This window comes from Afipia sp. MLSD5-FHT05B12 (genome assembly GCF_058793355.1).
The window spans coordinates 65,459-88,784 of sequence record NZ_JBXAFS010000010.1 but is presented as its reverse complement, the minus strand read 5'-3'; the positions used below and the strand labels follow the sequence as shown (position 1 = coordinate 88,784).

Here is a 23,326-nt window from a genome sequence, read left to right as displayed (position 1 = left end):
AGCGCGTGTTTCACGCGATGCTTTCTTCCCCTCTCCCCTTGTGGGAGAGGGTGGCGAAGGCAAGCGGAGCGAGACTGAGCCGGGTGAGGGGTTGTATCTTACGGTGAGGAGTTGACCCCTCACCCGCCTTCGCTGCGCTCAGGCACCCTCTCCCACAAGGGGAGAGGGGAAGAAGAAGAAGCTATCCCAGCTTCACTCCAAACCCCCGCTGCACGCCCGGCCGCGCCATCATCGTCCGATACCAGCGTTTCACGTTCGGAAAATCGTCGAGCGCGACCTTGTGCCGCTCATGCCGCCACGCCCAGCCAAGAATGGCAAAGTCGGCCACCGAAATCTTGTCCGCGACAAATTCGCGCCCATCAAGACGGCGGTCCAGCACGCCATAGAGCCGGCGGGTTTCCTTCATGAAACGCTCGAGGCCGTAGCGGCGATCCTGCTCGTTCTCGAGCTCGATGAAATGATGCACCTGCCCCGGCATCGGCCCGAAGCCGCCCATCTGCCACATCAGCCATTCCAGCACCGGAATCCGTTCGCCCAGATCCTTCGGCAGGAATTGTCCGGTCTTCTCGCCGAGATAGAGAAGGATCGCGCCGGACTCGAAGATGCTGACCGGCTTGCCGTGCGGGCCGTCCGGATCGACGATGGCGGGGATCTTGTTGTTCGGGCTGATCTTGAGGAAGTCCGGCGCGAACTGCTCGTCCCTGGAAATATTGATGGGATGCACCTTGTAGGGCAGCCCCATTTCCTCCAGCGCGATGCTGATCTTGCGGCCGTTCGGGGTGTTCCAGGCGTAGAAGTCGATGGTCATTCCGATACCTTGCGTGAGCTTGCGCTGTTGACGGTGGGCGATCCGCTATGGAATGTCTACGAGATGACGGATAAATTCCGCACAATCCCCCGCACCCTGAAGAGATCGCCTTGTCCAAATCAGCGTCCCGCGCCCGCCTCGCCGACATCATCCGCAAGCGCTCGTTCGGGCGCGGCGAAATCACGCTGGCCTCCGGCCGCAAGAGCGATTTCTATTTCAACCTGAAGCCGACCATGCTCGATCCCGAGGGCGCGGCACTGCTCGCCGAGCTGTCGCTGGATGCGCTGAAGGACGACAAGGTCGATTACATCGGCGGACTGGAGATGGGCGCTGTGCCGATCGCCGGCGCAATCGCGCAACTGTCGTGGCTGAAGGGACATCCCATCGCGGCGTTTTTCGTGCGCAAGAAGCCCAAGGAACACGGCGCGCGGCTCGCGGTCGAAGGTCTCGCCAAGGGCGAGAGCCTCGCCGGCAAGCGCATCGTCATCGTCGAGGACGTCACCACCACCGGCGGCTCGGCGATCAAGGCCGTGGATGCGGTGAAAGATTCAGGTGGCGAAGTGGTGCTGGTGTTCACCATGGTCGACCGCGACGAAGGCGCCACCGAAGCATTCGCCGAAGCCGGCATTCCGTTCCGCGCGCTCTACAAGGCGGGCGAATTTTTGAAAGACTGAATTCAGGCAAGCTGACGTTTGCTCCCTCGCCCCGCTTGCGGGGAGAGGGTCGGGGTGAGGGGCATTTCTATCATGAACGACATCCGTCTTGCGCAGTTTCCGCGTTTCCCCCTCGCCCGGAGTCTTCGCATCGCTCGGACTCCGACCTCTTCCCGCAAGCGGGGCGAGGTGACAATCCGGCTCTTCCAGATTCTCGCTGCATCAATTCTGCTCTTTCTGATCCCCGCCCCCGCCTTCGCCGCCGAAGGACTGGACGGCGCGAAGCTCTCGGTCCTCTGGGCGTTGCCGTTTGTCGGCATTCTGTTGTGTATCGCCACCGGCCCGGTGTTCTATCCCCACGTCTGGGAGCATCACTACGGCAAATTCACCGCGCTGTGGGCCGCGCTGATCGTCGTCCCGCTGTTCGCCACCGCCGACATCCACACCGTGACGATGACGCTCGCGCACACGGCTTTCCTGGAATACATGCCGTTCATCCTGCTGTTGCTGGCGCTGTTCACGGTCGCAGGCGGCATCTATCTCGAAGGCAACCTGCACGACAGCGCGTTCACCAATACCGCGTTACTCGCGGTCGGCGCACTGATGGCCAGCGTCGTCGGCACCACCGGCGCGGCGATGATCCTGATCCGTCCGCTGATCCGCGCCAACGACGACCGGCGCTACAATGCCCATGTCGTGGTGTTCTTCATCTTCCTCGTCGCCAATATCGGCGGAGCGCTGTCGCCGCTCGGCGATCCGCCGCTGTTCATCGGCTTTCTGAAGGGCGTCGATTTCTTCTGGACCACGGTACATCTGTGGCAAGAGACACTAGTGGTCGGCGGCATCGTGCTCGCGATCTTCATGGTGATCGACGTTTACCTGCATCACCGCGAGGGCCGTTTCCCGAGGCGGAAAGACCCGACACCGGACTCGCCGCTCAAGCTGCACGGCAAGATCAATCTCATTCTGATCGCGGTCATCATCGCCGCCATCCTGATGAGCGCGCAGTGGAAGCCGGGCGTCGCTTTCAGGATCGCGGGGGTCGATCTCGAACTTCAGGACCTGCTGCGCGATGCGATCTTCGTCGCGGTCGCGATCGCATCCATGGTGTGGACGCAGAAGTCGGATCGCGCGGCCAACGGGTTCTCGTGGGGACCGATCCAGGAAGTGGCGATCCTGTTCGCCGGCATCTTCATCTGCATCGTGCCGGTGATGGCGATGTTGCAGGCCGGCGCGCAGGGCCCGTTCGCCGCGCTGCTCGGCCTTGTCACCAATGCCGACGGCAGCAACAACGCCGCAGCCTATTTCTGGCTAACCGGCGGCCTGTCGTCGTTCCTCGACAACGCGCCGACCTACCTCGTGTTCTTCCAGCTCGCCGGCGGCGATCCGCAGGTGCTGATGGCCGCGAAGGCGGCGACGCTAGCCGCGATCTCGTCCGGCGCGGTCTATATGGGCGCCAACACCTATATCGGCAACGCACCGAACTTCATGGTCTATGCGATCGCGCGGCAGGCCGGCGTGAGGATGCCGAGCTTCTTCGGCTACATGGTGTGGTCGACGCTGGTGCTGGTGCCGACATTCGTGCTGGCGACGTTCCTGTTCTTCAGGCCGTGAGTGCGACGCGCCTGCGCAATTCCATGACCACAATTCCTGGCGCAAAGCCGCTCCCTAACTCCGCGTTTACCATCACGCACTAAGGTCGTTGACGCTGCGGCAAAAGCTTGCCGCGGGCGTCAGCGTTGCGTGAGTGGGGCAGTCAGTGTTGCGTACAGAGTTGCGTATTTCGCGCGTGCGGCGCCGCATGACGCTTGTCCTTGCTGTCATCCTGGCGATGCCCGTGGCGCTTGCACCCCATGCGGCTTCCGCCGGCATTTTCGATTTCCTGTTCGGCGGTGACAAGCCGGAGCGGCAGGCACCCCAGCAGCAGCCAAGCAATGCCTTCGCCGATCCGTTCGGCCTCTCCACACAGAATCCCGCGCCCGCGCCATCGGCCTCGCCAGGCGGACGCTTCACCACCTTTTGCGTGCGGACCTGCGACGGCCGCTATTTTCCGCTGACGTCGCGCGGTGGCGGCACGCCTGCGCAGATGTGCCAATCATTCTGCCCGGCAAGCGCGACCAAGGTCTATTCCGGCAACAGCATCGACTATGCGGTTGGCAATATGGGCGAGCGCTATGTCGATACGCCGAGTGCCTTCGCCTATCGCAAGGCGCTGAAGGCGGACTGCACCTGCAACGGCCGCGACCCCGCAGGCCTCGCGCCGGTTGACCTGTCGCTCGACACGACGCTGCGCCCGGGCGACATCGTCGCCACCTCGAACGGGCTTGTCGCCTATTCCGGAACGAATTCCGCCAACGGCCAGACCGCGCAGTTCACGCCGGTCAACAACTATCCCGGCCTGACATCGGAGCTGCGCGCGCGGCTCGGCGAGATGAAGGTCGCGCCGGTGACCGCTGAAATTCCCGAAGACACCTATTCGTCGCAGGACGTCACCGGATCGGTGCCTGAGCCGAAATACGCCCAGCCGATGGCGCCGGACGCCATCATGCCGAAGGTCGCGCCGAAGCCACGCGCGCGGATGTAAGCGGATACAACACCACACTCACGTCGCCCCCGCGCAGGCCAGTGTCCACTTGCACGATAGCGCGTCATCCTGAGGTGCGAGCCGCACTTCGCGGCGAGCCTCGAAGGATGCGTGGCGGCAACGTAACACCTCACCGTCACCCTTCGAGGCTCACAAGTGTTCGCACCTCAGGATGACGGTGGTTATGGATCCCCGCTTTCGCGAACTGTCCGGAACGACTCGACAACTCACCGCCCGACGATAACGCCGATCACATTCGGCGCGGCGAGATATTTCTCTTCCATCTCCATCCGCGCCCGCGCCTTGATCTCCGGCGTCAAGAGGCCGCGATGTTCGGCCAGGATCATCCAGCAATAGCCCCACCAGTCGGCAAGGATGCCGGTGTCGTCCACCAGATCGTAGCCGTGCTCGGCGGCGAAGATGCGCGCCCGCGCTTCATCCAGCGTGTCGAGAAATTCGTGGTCCTTCAGCGAGAACAGATCGTCGCTGAAATCGTCGGTGGTGTAGCCCCACACCGACATGCAGACCGCGTTGAATTCGCGGTCAATGTGATCGTCGTCCACCAGCCGCGTGCGGGCCGCAACATGGAGACGGGAGAGCGTCCGGGCGAAGTCCGCGATGCGCGTCAGCGCCGTGTTGTCGAAAGCGATATTGGACATGTAGTCCTCAAGACCAATGACAGACCCTAGATGTGGTGGCCCGAAGGGACCGAATCACAATGATATATCAATGACTTGCTAAAGTGTTCTTAATTTGTTCTAGGAGATTGAGCGGACAGCTTCAAGTCGCCTTGACGTCGATACGACAAACATGCATACGTATGATGATTGGAAAATCTCACGTATGGAAGTTGTCATGTCATACATCCTCCCCTCGGACGTTATTTCACCTAAAGCCATGTGGACCCTCGTAGACGTAGTTCTTGATAAGGGGCCAGGAAACTGCGCCTACGCCATTGGCATGTGGGATAAGCAACGTCGGGTCGGCTTTCGCTGGAATGGGTCAGATGATAGCCCAATTGGAAATCCGCAGAGTCGCGGTCTGCCGACCTGGACGATGTTGGATCGCGCGCTACACAAGGCCGTGCTTCAGCAGGTCGATAAGAAGAACCCCGACAAAGCCAACATTATGAGGGCTTTCTTAGGCCTGCCTGTTGAAGACAACGATTAAATCGCAATACACCTCGCTGATGAAAAAGGCCGCCCAGTTGGCGGCCTCTTTCATTTTCCCACCATTAGTCGTCCCCGCGAAAGCGGGGACCCATAACCACCGAGCCAGATGAGAAGATCAGATCGATCAATCCAATCGGGGTTCTCTTGCTCGATAAGTTGGATTTTCCAGCCGCGATTCCATTTCTTCAATTGCTTCTCGCGTCTGATTGCGTCTTCCGGCGATTGATACTCTTCAACATGCATAAGGCGGTTTACGCCATACTTTTTCACGAACTCCGAACCATCGCTGGAGCGATGCAGTTCCAGTCTTTGCTGAACATTGTTCGTTACGCCGACATACAGCGTCCCGTGTTTGCCGCTGACAAGGATGTAGACGTAGTACACACAGCCCCCTTTGCCCTTAGCTCATATGATGCCGATGGGGCGGACGCCTCGCAATACTTTGAAATAGGGGGTTATGGGTCCCCGCTTTCGCGGGGACGACGGCTTACATCTTTTCGTTTGATGATGCGCAAAGATGCCGCCCCACTTCACCGCGCTCAGATCCCGCACCGCGCGGACGATACGCGACGGTTGAAGGCCATCGCAGGGTTGCGCAGCTACTTGCGGCGTCCATTCGCTGACCGGCGGTCCTCGCGCGAACTCAAGGCACAACCATGATGGGTATTGAAGCGAGTTCGTGAGAAAGCTTGCGCACGGCTTTTTCGGCCTCTACCGGAAGCTGCTCCGGGCTGCAGCAAAACGGCACCTCCAGCCCCAGCGACTTGCTGGCGTCGCTTTCCCAGACCAATCCGACAAACGACTTCTTCGTCACGAAGTTGTGCGTGAGACTGGCGATCTTGATGCCATCGTTGTCCGCCATCTGAGCCTCCCGATTTACACTCAGAATAGCACGCCTTGCGGCTGGAGCCACTCCCGCGCCCGCCATTACCTCTCACGTCATTGAGTTGCGATCCGATCCTGCGAACACTTCCGGCAACCGATCGGGAGCTGACGATGCTTGAAAAGACACCTGAGACCACTCACAGAACTCCGGGTGACAGCGTTCATCCGTTCGACCGCGCCACGCAGGTCGTGGCCGTGGATGGCCGGTGGCGCGGCACCGCCAGCGAGGATTATTTCGCATTCGTCGGCCCTTTCGGCGGCGCCACCGCCGCGACTATGCTGCGCGCGATCATGGCGCAGCCGGAATGCGCCGGCGATCCGCTGACGGTGACCGTGAACCTGTGCATGCCGGTGGCGCGCGGCGCGTTCGATCTCACTGTGCGCCTGATGAAGGCGACCCGCTCGACCCGGCACTGGATGGTCGAGCTGTCGCAGGATGACGGCGTGGCGGCGTTCATAACTGCCGTGTTCGCGGCCCGGCGTCCGTCATGGTCGCATCAGCCCGCCCAGATGCCGCCCGCGCCGCCGTTCGAGACCATCAAGCCGTTGCCCGACAGCGGCGTCACGGCCTGGACGCGGCAGTATCAGTTTCGTTTCGTCGAAGGCACACCAAGTTACGGCAACGCGCCGCGCGAGACGCTCGGCAGCGCCTATTCCAGCATGTGGCTGAGCGACGCGCCGCCCCGGCGCATCGATGCCCTGTCGCTGCTGTCGATGTGCGACACATTCTTCGCGCGGATCTTTCATGTCCGGGGCGAGATCGTTCCGATCGGCACGGTGACGATGACGGTAATGTTTCATGCCGATGCGGCGGACCTTGCGGCCGAAGACACCACCGTGGTGCTCGGCGCTGCCGACGCGAGAAGCTTTCACAAGAGCTTCAGCGACCAGACCGGCGAGCTATGGAGCCCGAGCGGACGCCTGCTCGCGACCACCTCGCAGACCGTCTACTTCAAGGCCTGAACACCGCTCCATCCGCGGATGAGAGACGAATTGCCGCAGGAAGCCGTGAAACAATCTCACTGTCATATTCGCGGTCCATGGTCCGGCACCCGCTCATGATCCGGCACATGTGACCGCGGTCCCACCGCCATTTCCGGTTCTGACGAGTGTTCAACAGCCAACCCGGAGTTTTTCATGATTCAGAAATTGTCTCACCGCCTCGCGACGGTTGCCGTCGCCGCAGCAGCATCCGTGTTCGCCTTCGCCGCGAATGCCGAGATCGACAACAGTTCGCTGTCCGCGCCCGGCTTCCGCCCGCACGCGCGGACCTTCGGCCTAGTCTACACCCTGCCGAAAGAGGTCAACGACACGCTCGACCTGACCGTCAGGGGCATGCTCCGCGAGAAGCTGCTCAACGCGAAGCTCGAAGATGAGGCGCAGCGCTTCAACATTCCGCACGTCACCGTCGTGCATATCCACAGCGCCGATGCGACGACACCGGAGAAGATGCTGAAGGCCCTTCCGAAGCTGCCGGGCGCCCTCAACGTCACCCTGAAGAAGTTCTACACCACCGAAGCCGCCAAGGGCGCGGGTCAGCCGTGGTGGCTCGATCTCGGCATCGTCAAGGAAGGGGCCGACTTTGAGGCCATGATGGCGTTCAACACCGCCGCAACCGCCGCGCTTGCACCGCTGCGCGACGGCCCGCTGCCGCGCTGCACGGGTCCGGTTTACGCCGCCATGGGCGATGCCGCGAAGGAGCTGGTGAAGACGGTCGGCGTCAGCGGCGTCAACGTCGTGAAGGATGGCAAGGAGCTGCGCTCGCACAATCCGCACAACACGCTGGTCTACAGCAATGTGAAGTTCACGCCGGAACTGCAAAAGGACATGGATCAGGCCGCCGCCGAGTTCAACCAGATCCTGCCCGACGGCATTCCGGTGTCGTTCAAGAGCATTTCCATCGTTGAGCTTGGTTTCGCCGGAAATGTGCTGCGCGAAGTCTACCGGATCGACCTGCAGAACGGCGCGGTCCTGAACGTCGCCACCAGCAAGACCTCGGGCACCACCACCGCGACGGCGCGCTGAGTTCAGACGTCTCGACGCGGACAATAAAAAGGGCGGCTCAACGAGCCGCCCTTTCGCATTCAGAACTGTCGCCGGAGCAATCACTCCGCCGCGAGCTTGACCTCCGGGGCGGCGGCGCGGACTTCCGCGTCGACCTGCTTCTCGAACTTCTCGAAGTTCTTCTGGAACATCGCGACCAGCCCGCGCGCGGTCTTGTCGAACTCGGCCTTGTCCTTCCAGGTGTTGACCGGATCGAGAATATCGCTCGGCACGCCGTCCAGCGCGGTCGGCACCGCGAAACCGAAATACTTGTCGGTGCGGAACGTGGCGTTGCGCAGCGAGCCGTTCAGCGCCGCGGTCAAGAGCGCGCGCGTGACCTTGATCGGCATGCGGCTGCCGGTGCCGTACTTGCCGCCGGTCCAGCCGGTGTTGACCACCCAGCAATCGACGTTGTGTTTGGCGATCAGCTCCTTCAGGAGCTGGCCGTATTCGGCCGGATCGCGCGGCAGGAACGGCGAACCGAAGCACGCCGAGAATTCCGGCTGCGGCTCGTTGCCGAGACCGCGCTCGGTGCCCGCCACCTTCGCGGTGTAGCCGGAGAGGAAGTGATACATCGCCTGAGCCGGATTCAGCTTGGCGATCGGCGGCATCACGCCGAACGCGTCGGCGGCGAGCATCACCAGATTCTTCGGATGACCGGCGCGGCCGGTCAGCGAGGCGTTGGGGATCGATTCCAGCGGATACGCCGAGCGTGTGTTCTCGGTCTTGGAGCCGTCGTCGAAGTCGGGAACGCGGGTCCGCGGATCGAGCACCACGTTTTCGAGCACCGCGCCGAACTTGATGCTGGCGTTGAAGATCGCAGGCTCCGCCTCGCGCGACAGCTTGATGGTCTTGGCGTAGCAGCCGCCTTCGAAATTGAAGACGCCGTCCGGGCCCCAGCCGTGCTCGTCGTCGCCGATCAGCGTGCGGTTGGGATCGGCCGACAACGTGGTCTTGCCGGTGCCGGAAAGGCCGAAGAAGACCGCGGTGTCGCCGTTCGGCCCGACATTGGCCGAGCAATGCATCGGCATCACGCCCTGCGCGGGCAGGAAGTAGTTCAGCGTCGAGAACACCGACTTCTTCATCTCGCCGGCGTACTGGCTGCCGCAGATGATGACGATCTTCCGGGTGAAATCGATCGCGACGATGTTTTCCGACTTGCAGCCGTGACGCTTCGGATCGGCGCGGAAGCTCGGCAGATCGACGAGGGTCAGTTCGGGCGTAAAGCTCGCAAGCTCGGCGAATTCGGGACGGCGAAGCAGCGTGCGGATGAACAGCGAGTGCCACGCCAGTTCGGTATAGACGCGGGTCTTGATGCTGAATTTCGGATCGGCGCCGCCGTAGAGGTCCTGCGCGAACAGCATCCTGCCTTCGCAGTGCTTGAGGACGTCGTCGTGCAGCGTCTGGAACTGCTCGGAGGTAATCGACTGGTTGCCGCCCCACCACATGGTCTTGTCGGTGTTGGCGTCGCGGACGGTGAACTTGTCCTTCGGCGAGCGACCGGTGAACACGCCAGTCTCGGCGCAGAGCGCGCCTTCGGCGGTGAGCACGGCTTCACCAGCAGCGATGGCGTACTCGTAAAGCGGCGAGGAGCCGAGATTCCAGTTCACCTGTTTGAGATTTTTGAAGCCGAATTTGTCGGCGCCGAAGGCACCGTTGCGCACACCCGTCTCTTGCACTTTCAGAATCTCCCACAAAGACCGCGTATCGTTTTGCGCGGCTGTCGCCGAACGCCCCTGTCGCGGATGCCGGGGATCATAGCTCCCGGGCTTCGATCCGGCGACTTATAAGTGCCCAACACACTGCTTGCCAAGTCGATCCGTCACAATGCGGTAAAGATCGCCGGGACCGGCGAAAACGGGTTGAATTTCACACACTTGGCACGGCACGCGCGCGGTCGGCCAGCGCCTTCAGGGTTTGCCGCAGTGCAGCAGGCGTGACGATCCGCTGCGGAAAATCGAGCCGGAGCGTGCGTGCATCGTCCTGCATGTCGAGGCCTTCGGGATCGCAGCCGGTGCATCGCCATGTGCCCTCCGCCGCGCCGAGCAGTCGCGTTGCATAAAGATTCATCGTCTCGGTGTGATCGGCGTTCAGGTGCGCGACGATGTCCGCCTCGGCCTCGACCAGCGCCTCCGCGCCGGAGAGATCGGTAAGGAAATCACCAGGCGCAAGATCGACGATGCGGCCGAACCCCGCCACGAGATGCACGCCTTTCGGGACGATGCGGAAGAACGAGAAATCGCGGAAACCCGCGAACTCCCCGGCGGACGGATGAGCCGCGAGATAGCGCCGCCTCGCCAATTCTTCCGCGCCTCCCCGGGTTTCTTCGGCGGTCCCCGCAAGCATGATGCGCGCGCCCTCCAGCGGATCGCCCGGCGCGCGCTCATCAAGCATCAGCGAGACGCGCGGATCGCTCAGAATGTTGCTGGTGTGAACCGCCAGCCGCGAGATCAGCAGGATTGGAAATCCGTCCGGCATCGAGGCGACATTGACCAGCGAGCAATACGGATCGCCGCTCTCCGGCATCAGCGTCGCCAGCGCGCCCTGACGGCTGCGGCCCAGCAGCGAACGGGTCAGGCGGGCCGGTTTGACGTGGGCGGTGGGGTCCATCAGGAGCCTGATTTCAAAGGTTAACGGGCTTTTTTGCGGCAAAAAAGGGTTATATCCCGGAACAATCCGCTTATATAAACGTCAGGTTCCAATATTCGCAGGGCTCAGGAACTCGGTCACATTTCAGCCCAGCTTGCATTGCTCGTTGAAGATAAGCGAACGCCTTATTTCACGGCATCCGGTTTGTCCGGTCAGTAAACAGTCGCCCCGCCCGAAACTATCGATTTGGAAAGCAGGCTCATGCCCACAATCGCCCTGGTCGATGACGACCGCAACATTCTGACATCGGTCTCGATCGCGCTGGAAGCCGAAGGCTACCGCATCATGACCTATACGGATGGCGCATCGGCCCTCGACGGCTTCAAGACGAGCCCGCCGGACCTTGCCATCCTCGACATCAAGATGCCGCGCATGGACGGCATGGAAACGCTGCGCCGACTGCGTCAGAAGTCGGATCTGCCCGTGATCTTCCTCACCTCCAAGGACGAGGAAATCGACGAGCTGTTCGGCCTCAAGATGGGCGCCGACGATTTCATCCGCAAGCCGTTCTCCCAGCGCCTGCTGGTCGAGCGCGTCAAGGCGGTGCTGCGCCGCGCGGTGCCGAAGGACCCCGCCGCCACGCAAAAGGAGCTGGACGCCAAGGCGCTCGAACGCGGACTGCTGCGCATGGACCCGGAACGCCACACCTGCACCTGGAAGAACGAGCCCGTGACGCTCACCGTCACCGAATTCCTGATCCTTCAGGCGCTGGCCACCCGCCCCGGCGTGGTGAAAAGCCGCAACGCGCTGATGGACGCCGCCTATGACGATCAGGTCTATGTCGACGACCGCACCATCGACAGCCACATCAAGCGCCTGCGCAAGAAGTTCAAGGCCGCCGACGATGACTTCGAGATGATCGAAACCCTGTACGGCGTCGGTTATCGCTTCAAGGAAACCTAACCAATCTCGATAGGATCGTAGCCCGGATGGAGCGCAGCGTAATCCGGGTCAGGTGGCCGCTATCGCCCCGGATTTCGCGACGCTCCATCCGGGCTACACACGCCGGTTAGTGCTATAAGGCGTTTGTCCGAAGCAAAACACGGTTCCACCATTGCTTGATCGAACGCAGCCTGAGTCTGACGATGGTGCCGATATCGGAGCGCCGCCGGTTGCCGATGCGCCGGCGGAAGCCGCAGCTGCACGGGGCGGCTGGAATCCGGCCGGCCTGATCGAGCGTGCCGGGCGTTATGTCGCGGCGCTGACCTTCTCCAGCCTCACCCGCCGCATCGTGGTTCTCAACCTGATCGGTCTGTGCGCGATGCTGGCCGGCATCCTCTATCTGTCGCAATTCCGCGCCGGACTGATCGACGCGCGGGCGCAGAGCCTCCTGGTGCAGGCTGAAATCATCTCGGGCGCGATCGCGGCCTCGGCCACGGTGGAGACCAACGCCATCACCGTCGATCCGGAGCGGCTGCTGGATCTGAAGCCCGGCGAAACCTACGGCCCGAGCGACGAGACCCTCACCAACATCGATTTCCCGATCAATCCCGAGCGCGTCGCGCCGGTGCTGCGGCGGCTGATTTCGCCGACCAAGACCCGCGCGCGCATTTATGATCGCGACGGCGTGCTGGTGCTCGACAGCCGCAATCTTTACGGACGCGGCGATGTGATGCGCTTCGAGCTGGCGCCGCCCAACGCTGAAAAGCCGGGCTTCGCCGAAAAGACCATGATCGCGATCCGCACCTGGCTCAACCGCGGCGACCTGCCGCTGTATCGCGAACTGGGACCGGAAAACGGCAACGGCTATCAGGAAGTCCAGCAGGCGCTCGACGGCCGCAAGGGCAGCATGGTGCGGATCAACGACCGCGGCGAAGTGATCGTGTCGGTGTCGGTGCCGGTGCAGCGCTTCCGCGCGGTCCACGGCGCGCTGATGCTCTCGACCCAGGGGGACGACATCGATCAGATGGTGACCGCCGAGCGTCTCGCGATCCTCAAGGTGTTCGGCATCGCAGCTGGCGTGATGATCCTGCTGTCGCTGCTGCTCGCAAGCACCATCGCAGGCCCGATGCGCCGCCTCGCCGACAGCGCCGAGCGCGTCCGCCGCCGTATCAAGACCCGCGTCGAAATTCCGGACTTCACCTCGCGCGGCGACGAGATCGGCCATCTGTCGCGCGCGCTGCGCGACATGACCGGCGCGCTCTACAACCGCATCGAGGGCATCGAGCGCTTCGCCGCCGACGTCGCGCACGAACTGAAGAACCCGCTGACGTCGATGCGCTCCGCGGTCGAGACGCTTCCGCTGGCGCGATCCGACGACAGCCGTTCGCGGCTGCTGGCCGTGATCGAACACGACGTGCGCAGGCTGGACCGTCTGATCTCCGACATTTCCGACGCCAGCCGTCTCGACGCCGAGTTGCAGCGGCAGGATGTCGAGCCGGTCGACATCCGCCGCCTGCTCAACACGCTGGTCTCGGTCGCCAACGAGACCCAGCACGGCACCGACGTCACCGTCGAAGCCCGTTTCGAGGGCAAGCCCAACGACGCCTTCTCGGTGCCGGGACATGACTCGCGGCTTGGGCAGGTGATTTCGAATCTCCTGAGCAACGCGCAATCGTTCTCGCGTCCAGGCAGCAAGGTGCGCATCGTCTGCCGCCGCCTCAAATCCGAAATCGAAATCGTGATCGACGACGACGGCACCGGCATCCGTCCCGGCGCGCTCGAGAAGATCTTCGAGCGCTTTTACACAGACCGGCCGCATCAGGGCTTCGGACAGAATTCCGGCCTCGGGCTGTCGATCTCCAAGCAGATCGTGGAAGCCCATGGCGGACGCATCTGGGCGGAGAACCGCGCCGGCCCGATCGACGCCGGGGGCGACGCCCGCATCGTCGGCGCGCGCTTCACGGTCCGGCTGCCCGCGATATGAGCGAAGCGGAGCTAACGAGCCGCACCCGCCTTGCCTCACCTCTCCCGTGGGGAGAGGTGTTCTGTCACGCTGGAATCGACGCCGGTGCTTCGCTCCGAGGGATCATGACGCTTGATCGAAAGACCGCATGAGCGACGCAAGCATCCATGCCTCGGCGGTGCTGGTCGGCGAGCGCGCCGTCCTGATTCGCGGCCCGTCGGGCTCTGGCAAGTCCCGGCTGGCGTTCGATCTCATCCTGGCCGGCCGCGCAGGACTGCTACCAGCCGTCACCCTGATCGGCGACGACCGGGTCCGCCTGACGGATCGGGATGGCCGGCTGATCGTGCGGGGCGTGCCTGAACTGGCCGGACAGATCGAAATCCGGGGCCTCGGGATCAGGACCACCGGCTTTGTCGCCGAAGCGCCCGTGGGGCTGGTGGTCGACCTCGACGCCGCCGACGCCGAGCGCCTGCCGCCGCCGGAAGCCCTGAAAACACGGGTTTCCGGGCTGGAAACTGCGCGAATCCCGGTGGCGAGGGGGCATAACGCCCTACCTCTGGTGGTGGCGTTCCTTACGACAGTTTAAGGTTTCAAAAGCGAACTCACGACCTTCGGCTGATTGCTGGCGGCGGTTTGGTCGCCATATAACCCGGACCCTCGCCACTGAAGTCGATCCGCGCGGACACCTTTTTTAAGGGGGTACGCGGCAACATCCCCCCTTGCGCCGGGGCTCTGGATGGTCAACATGTGGCCCTTTCGTGCGGTGCATCAAAAAGCGCCCGCGAGGAGTTTTGAATGATTGGTCTAGTACTGGTGACCCACGGGCGTCTTGCCGACGAGTTCAAGGCCGCGCTTGAGCACGTGATGGGTCCACAAAAACAAATCGAGTCGATCACGATTGGCGCCGAAGACGATGCCGATCTGTGTCGCAGCGATATCATCGAAGCCGTCAAGCGCGTCGACAGCGGCGATGGCGTTGCGATTCTCACCGACATGTTCGGCGGCACGCCGTCGAACCTCGCGATCTCCTGTATGAGCCGTCCGAAGGTCGAAGTGCTGGCCGGCATCAACCTGCCGATGCTGGTCAAGCTCGCCAAGGTGCGCGACGACAAGCCGCTGCCAGACGCGATCGCCGCCGCTCAGGAAGCCGGCCGCAAATACGTGACCATCGCCAGCCGGGTGCTTGCCGGGAAATGAGCGCCACGCCGGAGCAGCAGTCTTCGTCCGCCGGCGTTATCGTCCGAGAACTTCCCATTGTTAACAAGCGCGGCCTTCACGCGCGCGCCTCCGCGAAGTTCGTGCAGACGGCGGAAAAGTTCGATGCCGAGCTCACCGTCACGCGCAACGGTGAAAGCGTCGGCGGCACGTCCATCATGGGCCTGATGATGCTGTCGGCCGGGATCGGCACGACCATCACGGTGGCGGCGAGCGGCCGCGAAGCCGAGGCCGCGATCAACGCCATCACCGAACTGCTCGCCAACAAGTTCGGCGAAGAGGAAGCGGGCTGAGAGAAGGTTTTTCGCCGTCACCCTGAGGTGCGAGCACTTGCGAGCCTCGAAGGGCGGCGGCGACACAAGTGATCTCCTCTTGCGCGCCATCCTTCGAGGCTCGCCGTAAAGAACGGCTCGCACCTCAGGATGACGCCACTCACTTCTCGTCTTCTTCCGTCTTCTCCGGCCCCACGATCCAGATCTTCCATTTCACCGCCGGCCCCGCCTTGCCGTGGAAATAGCGCCGCGAGGTGAGATCGACGCGCTCGGCATCCGGCGCGTTCTCGGCCATCCACGCCTCGCACTTGTGCAGCTCGAGATCCTTGGTGTCGCAGATGCCGATGAAGCCGGACTGCTTCGCGGCCTCGAGACTGGTCAGGCCCGAGGCCCAGACCTCGCGCGGCGTCAACGGCGCCGGATGATCGGGGCTGTAGAATGTCAGCGGCTCGCCGATTTCGGTGGTGCCCGCGACAACGGCCCAGCGCCTGTTGAACCGCGCGCGCCAGGCTTCGGTCAGTTGCAGCGCGAATTCGGACTTCGGCGCGAACGGAACGCCGGCGTCGCCATCGCGCCGCACGGTCTGCGCCGCGATGATCGGCGAGATCAGCAGCATGACGAGCGTGAACGCCAGCCACATCAGCATCAGGCGGATCAGCGCCATCTGCGTGACGCGCAGCGCGGGCAGCGCGATCAGCGCCAGCGGCACCAGGAAGAACAGCGAGATGCCCCAATCGGTCTTCATGTAGATGCCGAATGCCACGGCGGCGAACGGCGGCACCAGCGCGACAATGATCTGGATGATCCAGATGTTGCGCGCCTGTGTGAGATAGACGCCGGAGTTGGGCCCACGCATCCACGGGCGCTTCACCGAATCGGCGAACTCGCGAAACACGCCCCTGGTGCGGATCGATTTCCACCATTGCAGTTTCCACGCCAGCGCGATGCCTGCGAAAGCCACCGGAAGCAGCAGCAGGCCCAGATTGTGCGCGAGATAGATCGACGCCAGCCGCAGCGTGGTGAGGAATGTTCGCCCACCATAGACATCGTCGGCATAGATCAGCGGCAGGAAATCCGCCTGCTTCAGCCACCACAGATGCGGCAGCATGCCGACAAAACATGCGGCGAACGCCACCCATGGCGCGGGCGAGCGCAGGAACCGCATCCGGTCCGGATGAATCAGCGCCGCGAGACCGGCGGCGCCGATCATGGTCAGCACCCAGTATTTGGTCATCAGCGCCAGCGCCGCGGCGAGCCCCAGCCAGATGCCGGACATCCATGTCCGCTTCTGAAACGCATCGAGATAGGCCAGCACGAACAGCGGCAGCGTCACCAGTTGCAGCAGGTCCGGATTGTACTTGAAGCCCTTGAAGGTGAAGACCGGATAGAGCGCCAGCATCGCCACCGTGAACATCGCGCGGCGATGATCGACCACGCGCACCGCGATCAGCCAGCAGATCACAAGGCCGATGCCGGTCACCGTCATCGCCAGCGCGTAGGTCGCCCAGTCGGTGACAGGGAAAATCCGGAACCAGACGCCCGCGACCCATCCCGCCAGCGGCGGATGCTTGCCGTAGCCGAGCAGGAATTTCTGGCCCCAGGCATAGGCCTCCGCGACATCCATATGGACATCCTGCGCGGCCTTCAGCGCGGTGAGGATGATGGTCCAGAGCAGCGCATGAACCACCGCGAAGCTGATAACGAACCTGAGCGACGTCGCCGGATCGTGAGCGGCCGCCGCGATCCACGCCGCCACGCGGCGCGTCACCGGCACATGGCGCAGCCGCGCCTTCTGCCGGGATCGCAGTCCAGTGCGCGGGCCGGGGTTTTTCCCTGTTCTGCGCCCACTCTCGGTCGATGAAGCATCGGACATTGCGGTCAACCTGTGTCGGATATGTGCGGCGCGCCGTCACCCTGAGGTGCCGGAGCGCAGCGGAGGCCTCAAAGGGCGGCGGCAACCTGTCCCGTCATCCTTCGAGGCTCGCAAAAAGCGCGCACCTCAGGATGACGGACTTCGCGCCCGCCGCGTCTTCAAAGCGATGGCCACAAGCTCTAACAGCGCCGAACGATTGCGGGCAACCGTAAATCATTGCGATTTCTGCGGAAGTCAGCCCCGGAACAGCCCAATTTTGTTGCCGCTTTGCGGCGCGAATGCTATCCCGCGCCCATGACAACCACCCCCATCTCGAACATCCGCAACTTCTCCATCGTCGCCCATATCGACCATGGCAAGTCCACCCTCGCCGACCGGCTGATCCAGACCACCGGCGGACTGGAGGCGCGCGAGATGAAGGAGCAGGTGCTCGACTCGATGGACATCGAGCGCGAGCGCGGCATCACCATCAAGGCGCAGACCGTCCGCCTCAACTACAAGGCCAAGGACGGCAACACCTACATCTTCAACCTGATGGACACGCCCGGCCACGTCGACTTCGCCTACGAGGTCTCGCGCTCGCTGGCGGCGTGCGAAGGCGCGCTGCTGGTGGTGGACGCCTCGCAGGGCGTGGAAGCGCAGACGCTCGCCAACGTCTATCACGCGCTCGACGCCAACCTCGAAATCGTGCCGGTGCTGAACAAGGTCGATCTTCCCGCCGCCGAACCCGAACAGGTGAAGCAGCAGATCGAGGACGTGATCGGCATCGACGCTTCCGAGGCGGTGATGATCTCGGCGAAGACCGGCCTCGGCATTCCCGACGTGCTGGAAGCCATCGTCACCCGCCTGCCGCCGCCGAAGGGCGACCGCGACGCGACGCTGAAGGCGCTGCTGGTCGACAGCTGGTACGACGTTTATCTCGGCGTCGTGGTTCTGGTGCGCGTGGTCGACGGCGTCCTGAAGAAGGGCCAGCGCGTGCGCATGATGGGCACGGGCGCGGCCTACGACATCGAGCGCGTCGGCTTCTTCACGCCGAAGATGGTCAATGTCGACGAACTCGGTCCCGGCGAAATCGGCTTTATCACCGCGGCGATCAAGGAAGTCGCCGATACCCGCGTCGGCGACACCATCACCGATGACAGGAAGCCGATCACCGACATGCTGCCGGGCTTCAAGCCGGCGATCCCGGTGGTGTTCTGCGGCCTGTTCCCGGTCGATGCCGACGACTTCGAAACACTGCGCGCCGCGATGGGCAAGCTGCGGCTCAACGACGCAAGCTTCTCGTTCGAGATGGAGACCTCGGCGGCGCTGGGCTTCGGCTTCCGCTGCGGTTTCCTCGGCCTGCTGCATCTGGAAATCATTCAGGAGCGCCTGAGCCGCGAGTTCAACCTCAACCTGATCGCGACCGCCCCAAGCGTCATCTACAAGATGCACCTCAACAACGGCACCGAGATCGAGATTCACAATCCGATCGACATGCCGGACGTGACGCAGATCAAGGAAATCGAAGAGCCGTGGATCGAGGCCACCATCCTGACCCCGGACGAATATCTCGGCAGCGTGCTCAAGCTCTGTCAGGACCGCCGCGGCACGCAGAAAGAGCTGACCTATGTCGGCGCGCGCGCCATGGTGAAATACGAACTGCCGCTCAACGAAGTGGTGTTCGATTTCTATGATCGCCTGAAATCAGTCTCGAAGGGCTACGCCTCGTTCGACTATCACCTGACCGACTATAAACCGGCCGATCTCGTGAAGATGCAGATCCTGGTCAACAATGAGCCGGTGGATGCGCTCTCCATGCTGGTCCATCGCACCCGCGCGGAGGGCCGCGGCCGCGCCATGGTCGAGAAGATGAAGGAGCTGATCCCGCCGCACATGTTCCAGATCCCGATCCAGGCGGCGATCGGCGGCAAGGTGATCGCGCGCGAGACCGTGCGCGCGCTGCGCAAGGACGTCACCGCGAAGTGCTACGGCGGCGACATCACGCGCAAACGCAAGCTTCTGGAGAAGCAGAAGGAAGGCAAGAAGAAGATGCGGCAGTTCGGCAAGGTCGACATCCCGCAGGAAGCTTTCATTGCCGCGCTGAAGGTGGATAGTTGAGGGGAAGCAACAGCCATACCCTCCGCGTCGTCCCCGCGCAGGCGGGGACCCATACTCCCTAGAATAAGCGGTTCTCACAATCCATTTTTCCACTAAAATCCGTGGTCGCCTTACCCATAGTCGCGGGTGAACCGGAATTTCACAATGTATTTCGTCTACATCCTCGCCAGTGGAAAACACGGAACTCTTTATATCGGCGTAACCAACAGCATCCAGACCTGCATCGCTCGGGGCACGATTCGGAGTTCGTCAAGAAGTACGACGTGCATCGCCTCGTGCATCTCGAGGAATTTTCATCACCCGAGGACGCCATCCGCCGCGAAAAGCAATTGAAGAAATGGAATCGCGACTGGAAAATTCGGCTGATCGAAAGCGACAATCCCGACTGGAGCGATCGATCTGATCTGATCGGATAATTCGGGGGGTATGGGTCCCCGCTTTCGCGGGGACGACGTTTATTTGTTGGCAGCTTTCGAATTTCAGGAAAGCTTTTTATCTAACGAGCGCGATGTGAAACAGCGCATTTATTTCGTCTATATCCTCGCAAGTGGAAGGCATGGTACGCTTTACATCGGCGTGACCAGCAATGTTAGCCAGCGGTTAGGTCAGCATCGCGCCGGTCTCGGTTCAGAATTCGTCAAAAAGTATGGCGTTCACCGCCTCGTACATATTGAAGAGTTCGCTTCACCCGAAGACGCTATCCGCCGCGAGAAGCAATTGAAGAAATGGAATCGCGACTGGAAAATTCGGCTTATCGAAAGTGAAAATCCGGATTGGAGTGATCGATCCGATTTGCTCACATAGCTCCAACAGGGTCGTCCCCGCGCAGGCGGGGACCCATACTCCCAATTGCCTGCCGCTAAAGCACAATGCCTGTTTTGCCGAACTTTAAAGACAGGGGTTATGGGTCCCCGCCTGCGCGGGGACGACGTGGGATTGATTGTAGAGCTTGACTGTTCATTGTTTTGGATTATATTCCTATCATCCTTTCACCTCTTCCCGCGCTCATGACGCGGAGGGATGATCCACCGCCCCCATCATTCCGGGGCGGTAGATGGAGCGCCGGGAGGCGCAGCGTTCGGGAGGAAGGCCTCGCAAACCTTTCGCATTCGGACGCGCGCGTCTCGCGAGACGGACTCACGGTCCGCTCTCGTCAGGCACGCGGGCGAATCCCTCGCAAAGATTCGTCGAAGGGTGCCTCGCAATGACGAACGATAGTGAATCCCGATTGTGACAGTGACTATCACCAAGGCGTTTCGCTGCACTGGCGAATGCGCTGAGGGTAACGCACAACCTCCACTTGTCTCCGATGCACGGCGCGCTTAACGTGCGCGGGCCTTTTTCAATCATCGGAGACAGTGATGGCAGCGTCCTACAAGTTTGAAATCTACAAAGACAAGTCCGGCGAATTCCGCTTTCGCTTCCGCGCACCGAACGGCGAGAAGATGTTCGCCTCGGAAGGCTATTCCAACAAGGCGTCGGCCAAGAGCACGATCAAGTCGGTCATCAAGAATGTCGCCAAGGCCGAAATCGACGACGTCTCGAAGGCCGTGAAGGCGAAGGACAAGCCCGCGAAGAAAAAGAAGAAGTCCAAGAAGAAGTGACTTCAGCGATTTGATCATCGCAAAAGAAAACCCCGGTTCAGAACCGGGGTTTTTCATTTGCAGCGGTTCGTGCTGATGACCGGCGTCACGCCACGCGGGCGTTCGCGCCGGCGGCCGCGTCGCGCTGGGCCTGCAACAGCGCGGTGATTTCGGCATTGGGCCGGGCGCGGCTGAACAGGAAACCCTGTCCTTCGTGACAGCCTTCCGCGCGCAGGCAGGCAAGCTCGCATTCGGTCTCGACGCCTTCAGCGGTAATCGTCACGCCAAGACCCATGCCGAGCGAGATGATCGAGCGGACGATCGCCTGCGCGTCCTGATTGGAGCCGAGATCGCGCACGAACGAGCGGTCGATCTTGATCTTGTCGAACGGAAAGCTGCGCAGATAGCTCAGCGACGAGTATCCGGTGCCGAAATCGTCCATCGAAATCCGCACGCCGAGGGCGCGCAGCGCATGCAGCGTCGCCAGCACCTGATCGCTCTTTTCCAGCAGCAGGGTTTCGGTGATTTCGAGTTCAAGCCGCTTCGGCGACAGGCCCGATGTTTTCAGCGCATCCATCACCACCGACAGCAGATTGCCGACGCGGAATTGCAGCGGCGACAGGTTGACCGCGACGCGCACGTCGTCCGGCCACTGCGCGGCGTCCATGCAGGCGCGCCGCAGCATCAATCCGCCGACGGCGTTGATCAGGCCGGTTTCTTCCGCGACCGGAATGAATTCCACCGGCGGAATCATGCCGCGGTCGGGGTCAGGCCAGCGCACCAGCGCCTCGAAGCCGGTGATGTGGCCGGTCTTGAGATCGACCAGCGGCTGGTAATGCGGTTGCAGGATGTTGTTCTCGATCGCCGCGCGCAGATCGATTTCAATGCGGCGGCGGGTCTGTGCGCGCGCATCCATTTCCGATTCGAAGAAACTGAAGGTGCCGTGACCCTCGCTCTTGGCGCGCGACAGCGCCATGTCGGCGTTCTTGAGCAGCTTCTCGGCGTCGTCGCCGTCGCCGGGCGCAATCGCAATGCCGATGCTGGCGCCGCTGACGATGGTATGACCGTCGAACAGGTAAGGCTCGCTGATCGCGTCGATCAATCGCCTGGCCAGGAACGCGACGTCCTCAGGCCGGGCAACACCCGCCTGCACGATGGCGAATTCGTCGGAGCCGAGGCGCGCGATCGCGTCCTCCTCGCGCAGCGAGGAGCGCAGGCGCTTGGTCACGCCTTTCAGCAGCTTGTCGCCGATCGCATGACCCAGCGCGTCGTTGATGGCCTTGAAATTGTCGAGATCGAGAAACAGCACCGCGACCTTGTCGCCGCTGCGGCGGGTATGCGCCAGCAACTCGTCGAGCCGCTGCCGCAGCAGGATGCGGTTCGGCAATCCGGTCAGGCCGTCATGCTGCGCCATGAAGGCGAGCCGCGCCTCGGCGCGCTTGCGCTCGGTGATGTCCATCAGCGCCAGCAGCACCGCGGGCTTGCCTTCGAACACCAGCGTCCGCGAATAGATCGCGACATCGATCAGCGAGCCGTCGGCCTTGACGTGCTTCCAGGTCCGCGCCGCGCGCTCCTCGGTAGTCTGGTCGCCAGTCCAGGGAGCGGCCTGATCGAAGGCCTGCACGTCGGAAATCCTGAGCTTCTCGAAGTCTTCGCGCGCGTAGCCGTAATGCGCGACCGCCGCGTCATTGACGCTGATGATGTGCTCGTTGTCCTGGGTGCAGACGATCATCGGCACCGGATTGCCGTCGAACAGCAGGCGGAACGAGGCTTCGCGCTGTTTCAGCTCGGTGATGTCGACGCGCAGCCCGATCACGCCGCCGTCGCCGGTGAGGCGCTCCTCGATCAGGATGCAGCGGCCGTCGGACAGGGTCTGTTCGTGGCGATGGCCGGGATGATAGAGCTTCTCGAGCCGCTCGGTGATCCATTCATCCTCGCGGCCTTCGGCTTCCGGGTAGTCGCCGCGCGCGACGCCGACCTTCAGCGTGTCGCGGAGCATCGCGCCTTCCTCAAACAGGTCGGCGCTCTTGTTGTAGATCTCGGCGTATTTCTTGTTCCAGAGGATGTAGCGGCCATCGGCATCGAGAAACACGATGCCCTGCGGAAGGATATCGATCGCCTCGCGCAGCCGCGCGTTCGATCGCGCCGCATCCGCGATCGCCGCCTCGGCTTCCGCGCGCTTGCGCACGATCTCGCCGATCTCGGAAACCTTGCGGCCCTTGGGTGACAGCTTCGGCGCGGCCTTGGGCCGGCGAACCGACAACCTTCCCCGCGTGAGTGCTGACTTGCCGGTTCTGTTTTTTGGTTTTGGCCGATTGATCGGCATTGCCCCGCATCCCTTGCATTCTGCGGGCAGCAGTTTTGCTATAAGTGTCTGAAAAATTGGTATCCTTTGGCGGACTGCTTGAGGCAGATGCCATGTATGCATCGGCTTTTATGATGCTCAATTGCGAGGCTTAACGACGGGACACGGCACCAGATAAGGCTCGCATGATCGTTTCTCCCCGCGATTATGATGATACCCGGTTCCGATGCGCCGCCTGCACACCAAATATCCGCGCGAATGGCATTTCGCTCCAATTTGCGTCAGTCTCCGGCATGGCTAATGCCAGGTTAAGAAATCGCGCGGTCTCGTCGCCGGGCC

At 62.4% G+C, this 23,326-nt stretch carries 22 protein-coding genes and 1 pseudogene; 15 read left to right on the top strand and 8 right to left on the bottom strand.

Going from position 1 to position 23,326, the window contains the following annotated elements:
* Positions 1-181 precede the first annotated feature (181 nt).
* Positions 182-808 carry a glutathione S-transferase family protein gene (locus AC1Q6J_RS14580; RefSeq protein WP_492279988.1) on the bottom strand — a complete coding sequence of 209 codons (627 nt, stop codon included), beginning with the start codon at positions 806-808 and terminating at the stop codon, positions 182-184.
* A gap of 110 nt (positions 809-918) precedes the next feature.
* On the opposite strand from AC1Q6J_RS14580, the gene pyrE reads away from it, so the two are divergent.
* The 3 genes from pyrE to AC1Q6J_RS14565 all read left to right on the top strand — a co-directional run bounded on the left by pyrE (position 919) and on the right by AC1Q6J_RS14565 (position 4,045).
* Entirely contained in the window at positions 919-1,482 is a 564-nt protein-coding gene (pyrE, locus tag AC1Q6J_RS14575; RefSeq protein WP_492279987.1) for an orotate phosphoribosyltransferase, read from the top strand.
* Positions 1,483-1,656: 174 nt separating this feature from the next.
* Entirely contained in the window at positions 1,657-3,075 is a 1,419-nt protein-coding gene (locus AC1Q6J_RS14570; protein WP_492280058.1) for a sodium:proton antiporter, read from the top strand.
* 187 nt (positions 3,076-3,262) lie between these two features.
* Positions 3,263-4,045 carry a DUF2865 domain-containing protein gene (locus AC1Q6J_RS14565; RefSeq protein WP_492279986.1) on the top strand — a complete coding sequence of 261 codons (783 nt, stop codon included), beginning with the start codon at positions 3,263-3,265 and terminating at the stop codon, positions 4,043-4,045.
* Between the two features lie 227 nt (positions 4,046-4,272).
* On the opposite strand, the gene AC1Q6J_RS14560 is transcribed toward AC1Q6J_RS14565, so the two are convergent.
* Entirely contained in the window at positions 4,273-4,704 is a 432-nt protein-coding gene (locus tag AC1Q6J_RS14560) for a hypothetical protein (RefSeq protein WP_492279985.1), read from the bottom strand.
* Positions 4,705-4,900: 196 nt separating this feature from the next.
* On the opposite strand from AC1Q6J_RS14560, the gene AC1Q6J_RS14555 reads away from it, so the two are divergent.
* On the top strand, positions 4,901-5,215 hold the full coding sequence (locus AC1Q6J_RS14555) for a hypothetical protein (protein WP_492279984.1): 315 nt from the start codon (positions 4,901-4,903) through the stop codon (positions 5,213-5,215).
* Between the two features lie 50 nt (positions 5,216-5,265).
* On the opposite strand, the gene AC1Q6J_RS14550 is transcribed toward AC1Q6J_RS14555, so the two are convergent.
* Together AC1Q6J_RS14550 and AC1Q6J_RS14545 are read right to left on the bottom strand one after the other, a co-directional pair.
* Entirely contained in the window at positions 5,266-5,601 is a 336-nt protein-coding gene (locus AC1Q6J_RS14550; RefSeq protein WP_492279983.1) for a GIY-YIG nuclease family protein, read from the bottom strand.
* Between the two features lie 259 nt (positions 5,602-5,860).
* Positions 5,861-6,079 (bottom strand): hypothetical protein, encoded by a 219-nt coding sequence (locus AC1Q6J_RS14545; RefSeq protein ID WP_492279982.1) that lies wholly within the window; start codon positions 6,077-6,079, stop codon positions 5,861-5,863.
* Positions 6,080-6,213: 134 nt separating this feature from the next.
* On the opposite strand from AC1Q6J_RS14545, the gene AC1Q6J_RS14540 reads away from it, so the two are divergent.
* Both AC1Q6J_RS14540 and AC1Q6J_RS14535 read left to right on the top strand, forming a co-directional pair.
* A complete protein-coding gene (locus AC1Q6J_RS14540) occupies positions 6,214-7,065 on the top strand; it encodes an acyl-CoA thioesterase (protein ID WP_492279981.1) in 852 nt (283 codons plus the stop codon).
* 174 nt (positions 7,066-7,239) lie between these two features.
* Entirely contained in the window at positions 7,240-8,127 is an 888-nt protein-coding gene (locus tag AC1Q6J_RS14535) for a hypothetical protein (protein WP_492279980.1), read from the top strand.
* Positions 8,128-8,207: 80 nt separating this feature from the next.
* On the opposite strand, the gene AC1Q6J_RS14530 is transcribed toward AC1Q6J_RS14535, so the two are convergent.
* Positions 8,208-9,824, bottom strand: a complete 1,617-nt coding sequence (locus tag AC1Q6J_RS14530) for a phosphoenolpyruvate carboxykinase (protein WP_492279979.1) — start codon at positions 9,822-9,824, stop codon at positions 8,208-8,210.
* Positions 9,825-10,014: 190 nt separating this feature from the next.
* Positions 10,015-10,755 (bottom strand): HugZ family pyridoxamine 5'-phosphate oxidase, encoded by a 741-nt coding sequence (locus AC1Q6J_RS14525; protein WP_492279978.1) that lies wholly within the window; start codon positions 10,753-10,755, stop codon positions 10,015-10,017.
* Between the two features lie 240 nt (positions 10,756-10,995).
* Here AC1Q6J_RS14525 and AC1Q6J_RS14520 point away from each other — a divergent pair, with 240 nt between their 5' ends.
* The 5 genes from AC1Q6J_RS14520 to AC1Q6J_RS14500 all read left to right on the top strand — a co-directional run bounded on the left by AC1Q6J_RS14520 (position 10,996) and on the right by AC1Q6J_RS14500 (position 15,147).
* Positions 10,996-11,697, top strand: a complete 702-nt coding sequence (locus AC1Q6J_RS14520) for a response regulator transcription factor (RefSeq protein WP_492279977.1) — start codon at positions 10,996-10,998, stop codon at positions 11,695-11,697.
* A 151-nt stretch (positions 11,698-11,848) separates the two neighbouring features.
* The gene (locus AC1Q6J_RS14515) at positions 11,849-13,660 is read left to right on the top strand and encodes a stimulus-sensing domain-containing protein (RefSeq protein WP_492279976.1); all 1,812 of its coding nucleotides are present in this window, start codon (positions 11,849-11,851) and stop codon (positions 13,658-13,660) included.
* 127 nt (positions 13,661-13,787) lie between these two features.
* A complete protein-coding gene (locus AC1Q6J_RS14510) occupies positions 13,788-14,225 on the top strand; it encodes an HPr kinase/phosphorylase (RefSeq protein WP_492279975.1) in 438 nt (145 codons plus the stop codon).
* 209 nt (positions 14,226-14,434) lie between these two features.
* A complete protein-coding gene (locus AC1Q6J_RS14505; protein ID WP_006022367.1) occupies positions 14,435-14,836 on the top strand; it encodes a PTS sugar transporter subunit IIA in 402 nt (133 codons plus the stop codon).
* Entirely contained in the window at positions 14,833-15,147 is a 315-nt protein-coding gene (locus tag AC1Q6J_RS14500; protein ID WP_492279974.1) for an HPr family phosphocarrier protein, read from the top strand. Before AC1Q6J_RS14505 ends, AC1Q6J_RS14500 begins: the two co-directional genes overlap by 4 nt.
* A 139-nt stretch (positions 15,148-15,286) precedes the next feature.
* Here AC1Q6J_RS14500 and AC1Q6J_RS14495 read toward each other — a convergent pair whose 3' ends face one another.
* Complete coding sequence (locus tag AC1Q6J_RS14495) at positions 15,287-16,999, bottom strand: glycosyltransferase family 39 protein (protein WP_492279973.1); 1,713 nt, start codon at positions 16,997-16,999, stop codon at positions 15,287-15,289.
* A 294-nt stretch (positions 17,000-17,293) separates the two neighbouring features.
* Between AC1Q6J_RS14495 and lepA the strand changes: the two genes are divergently transcribed.
* The 4 genes and pseudogenes from lepA to AC1Q6J_RS14475 all read left to right on the top strand — a co-directional run bounded on the left by lepA (position 17,294) and on the right by AC1Q6J_RS14475 (position 20,703).
* Positions 17,294-19,099 carry a translation elongation factor 4 gene (gene lepA, locus AC1Q6J_RS14490; protein WP_492279972.1) on the top strand — a complete coding sequence of 602 codons (1,806 nt, stop codon included), beginning with the start codon at positions 17,294-17,296 and terminating at the stop codon, positions 19,097-19,099.
* Between the two features lie 144 nt (positions 19,100-19,243).
* Positions 19,244-19,515: pseudogene (locus tag AC1Q6J_RS14485) on the top strand (GIY-YIG nuclease family protein).
* Positions 19,516-19,621: 106 nt separating this feature from the next.
* A complete protein-coding gene (locus AC1Q6J_RS14480) occupies positions 19,622-19,903 on the top strand; it encodes a GIY-YIG nuclease family protein (RefSeq protein WP_492280057.1) in 282 nt (93 codons plus the stop codon).
* Between the two features lie 557 nt (positions 19,904-20,460).
* Positions 20,461-20,703: a YegP family protein gene (locus AC1Q6J_RS14475; protein ID WP_492279971.1), complete on the top strand. Its 243-nt coding sequence runs from the start codon at positions 20,461-20,463 to the stop codon at positions 20,701-20,703.
* Positions 20,704-20,788: 85 nt separating this feature from the next.
* Here AC1Q6J_RS14475 and AC1Q6J_RS14470 read toward each other — a convergent pair whose 3' ends face one another.
* Positions 20,789-23,008, bottom strand: a complete 2,220-nt coding sequence (locus AC1Q6J_RS14470) for a putative bifunctional diguanylate cyclase/phosphodiesterase (RefSeq protein ID WP_492279970.1) — start codon at positions 23,006-23,008, stop codon at positions 20,789-20,791.
* Positions 23,009-23,326 lie beyond the last annotated feature (318 nt).

What these genes read in the sequence shown, in the direction of transcription:
- AC1Q6J_RS14580 (WP_492279988.1), bottom strand. Translation starts at nt 808, where the DNA reads ATGACCATCGACTTCTACGCCTGGAACACCCCGAACGGCCGCAAGATC.
- AC1Q6J_RS14565 (WP_492279986.1), top strand. Translation starts at nt 3,263, where the DNA reads ATGACGCTTGTCCTTGCTGTCATCCTGGCGATGCCCGTGGCGCTTGCA.
- AC1Q6J_RS14560 (WP_492279985.1), bottom strand. Translation starts at nt 4,704, where the DNA reads ATGTCCAATATCGCTTTCGACAACACGGCGCTGACGCGCATCGCGGAC.
- AC1Q6J_RS14555 (WP_492279984.1), top strand. Translation starts at nt 4,901, where the DNA reads ATGTCATACATCCTCCCCTCGGACGTTATTTCACCTAAAGCCATGTGG.
- AC1Q6J_RS14545 (WP_492279982.1), bottom strand. Translation starts at nt 6,079, where the DNA reads ATGGCGGACAACGATGGCATCAAGATCGCCAGTCTCACGCACAACTTC.
- AC1Q6J_RS14540 (WP_492279981.1), top strand. Translation starts at nt 6,214, where the DNA reads ATGCTTGAAAAGACACCTGAGACCACTCACAGAACTCCGGGTGACAGC.
- AC1Q6J_RS14535 (WP_492279980.1), top strand. Translation starts at nt 7,240, where the DNA reads ATGATTCAGAAATTGTCTCACCGCCTCGCGACGGTTGCCGTCGCCGCA.
- AC1Q6J_RS14525 (WP_492279978.1), bottom strand. Translation starts at nt 10,755, where the DNA reads ATGGACCCCACCGCCCACGTCAAACCGGCCCGCCTGACCCGTTCGCTG.
- AC1Q6J_RS14520 (WP_492279977.1), top strand. Translation starts at nt 10,996, where the DNA reads ATGCCCACAATCGCCCTGGTCGATGACGACCGCAACATTCTGACATCG.
- AC1Q6J_RS14510 (WP_492279975.1), top strand. Translation starts at nt 13,788, where the DNA reads ATGAGCGACGCAAGCATCCATGCCTCGGCGGTGCTGGTCGGCGAGCGC.
- AC1Q6J_RS14505 (WP_006022367.1), top strand. Translation starts at nt 14,435, where the DNA reads ATGATTGGTCTAGTACTGGTGACCCACGGGCGTCTTGCCGACGAGTTC.
- AC1Q6J_RS14500 (WP_492279974.1), top strand. Translation starts at nt 14,833, where the DNA reads ATGAGCGCCACGCCGGAGCAGCAGTCTTCGTCCGCCGGCGTTATCGTC.
- AC1Q6J_RS14495 (WP_492279973.1), bottom strand. Translation starts at nt 16,999, where the DNA reads ATGTCCGATGCTTCATCGACCGAGAGTGGGCGCAGAACAGGGAAAAAC.
- lepA (WP_492279972.1), top strand. Translation starts at nt 17,294, where the DNA reads ATGACAACCACCCCCATCTCGAACATCCGCAACTTCTCCATCGTCGCC.
- AC1Q6J_RS14475 (WP_492279971.1), top strand. Translation starts at nt 20,461, where the DNA reads ATGGCAGCGTCCTACAAGTTTGAAATCTACAAAGACAAGTCCGGCGAA.
- AC1Q6J_RS14470 (WP_492279970.1), bottom strand. Translation starts at nt 23,008, where the DNA reads ATGCCGATCAATCGGCCAAAACCAAAAAACAGAACCGGCAAGTCAGCA.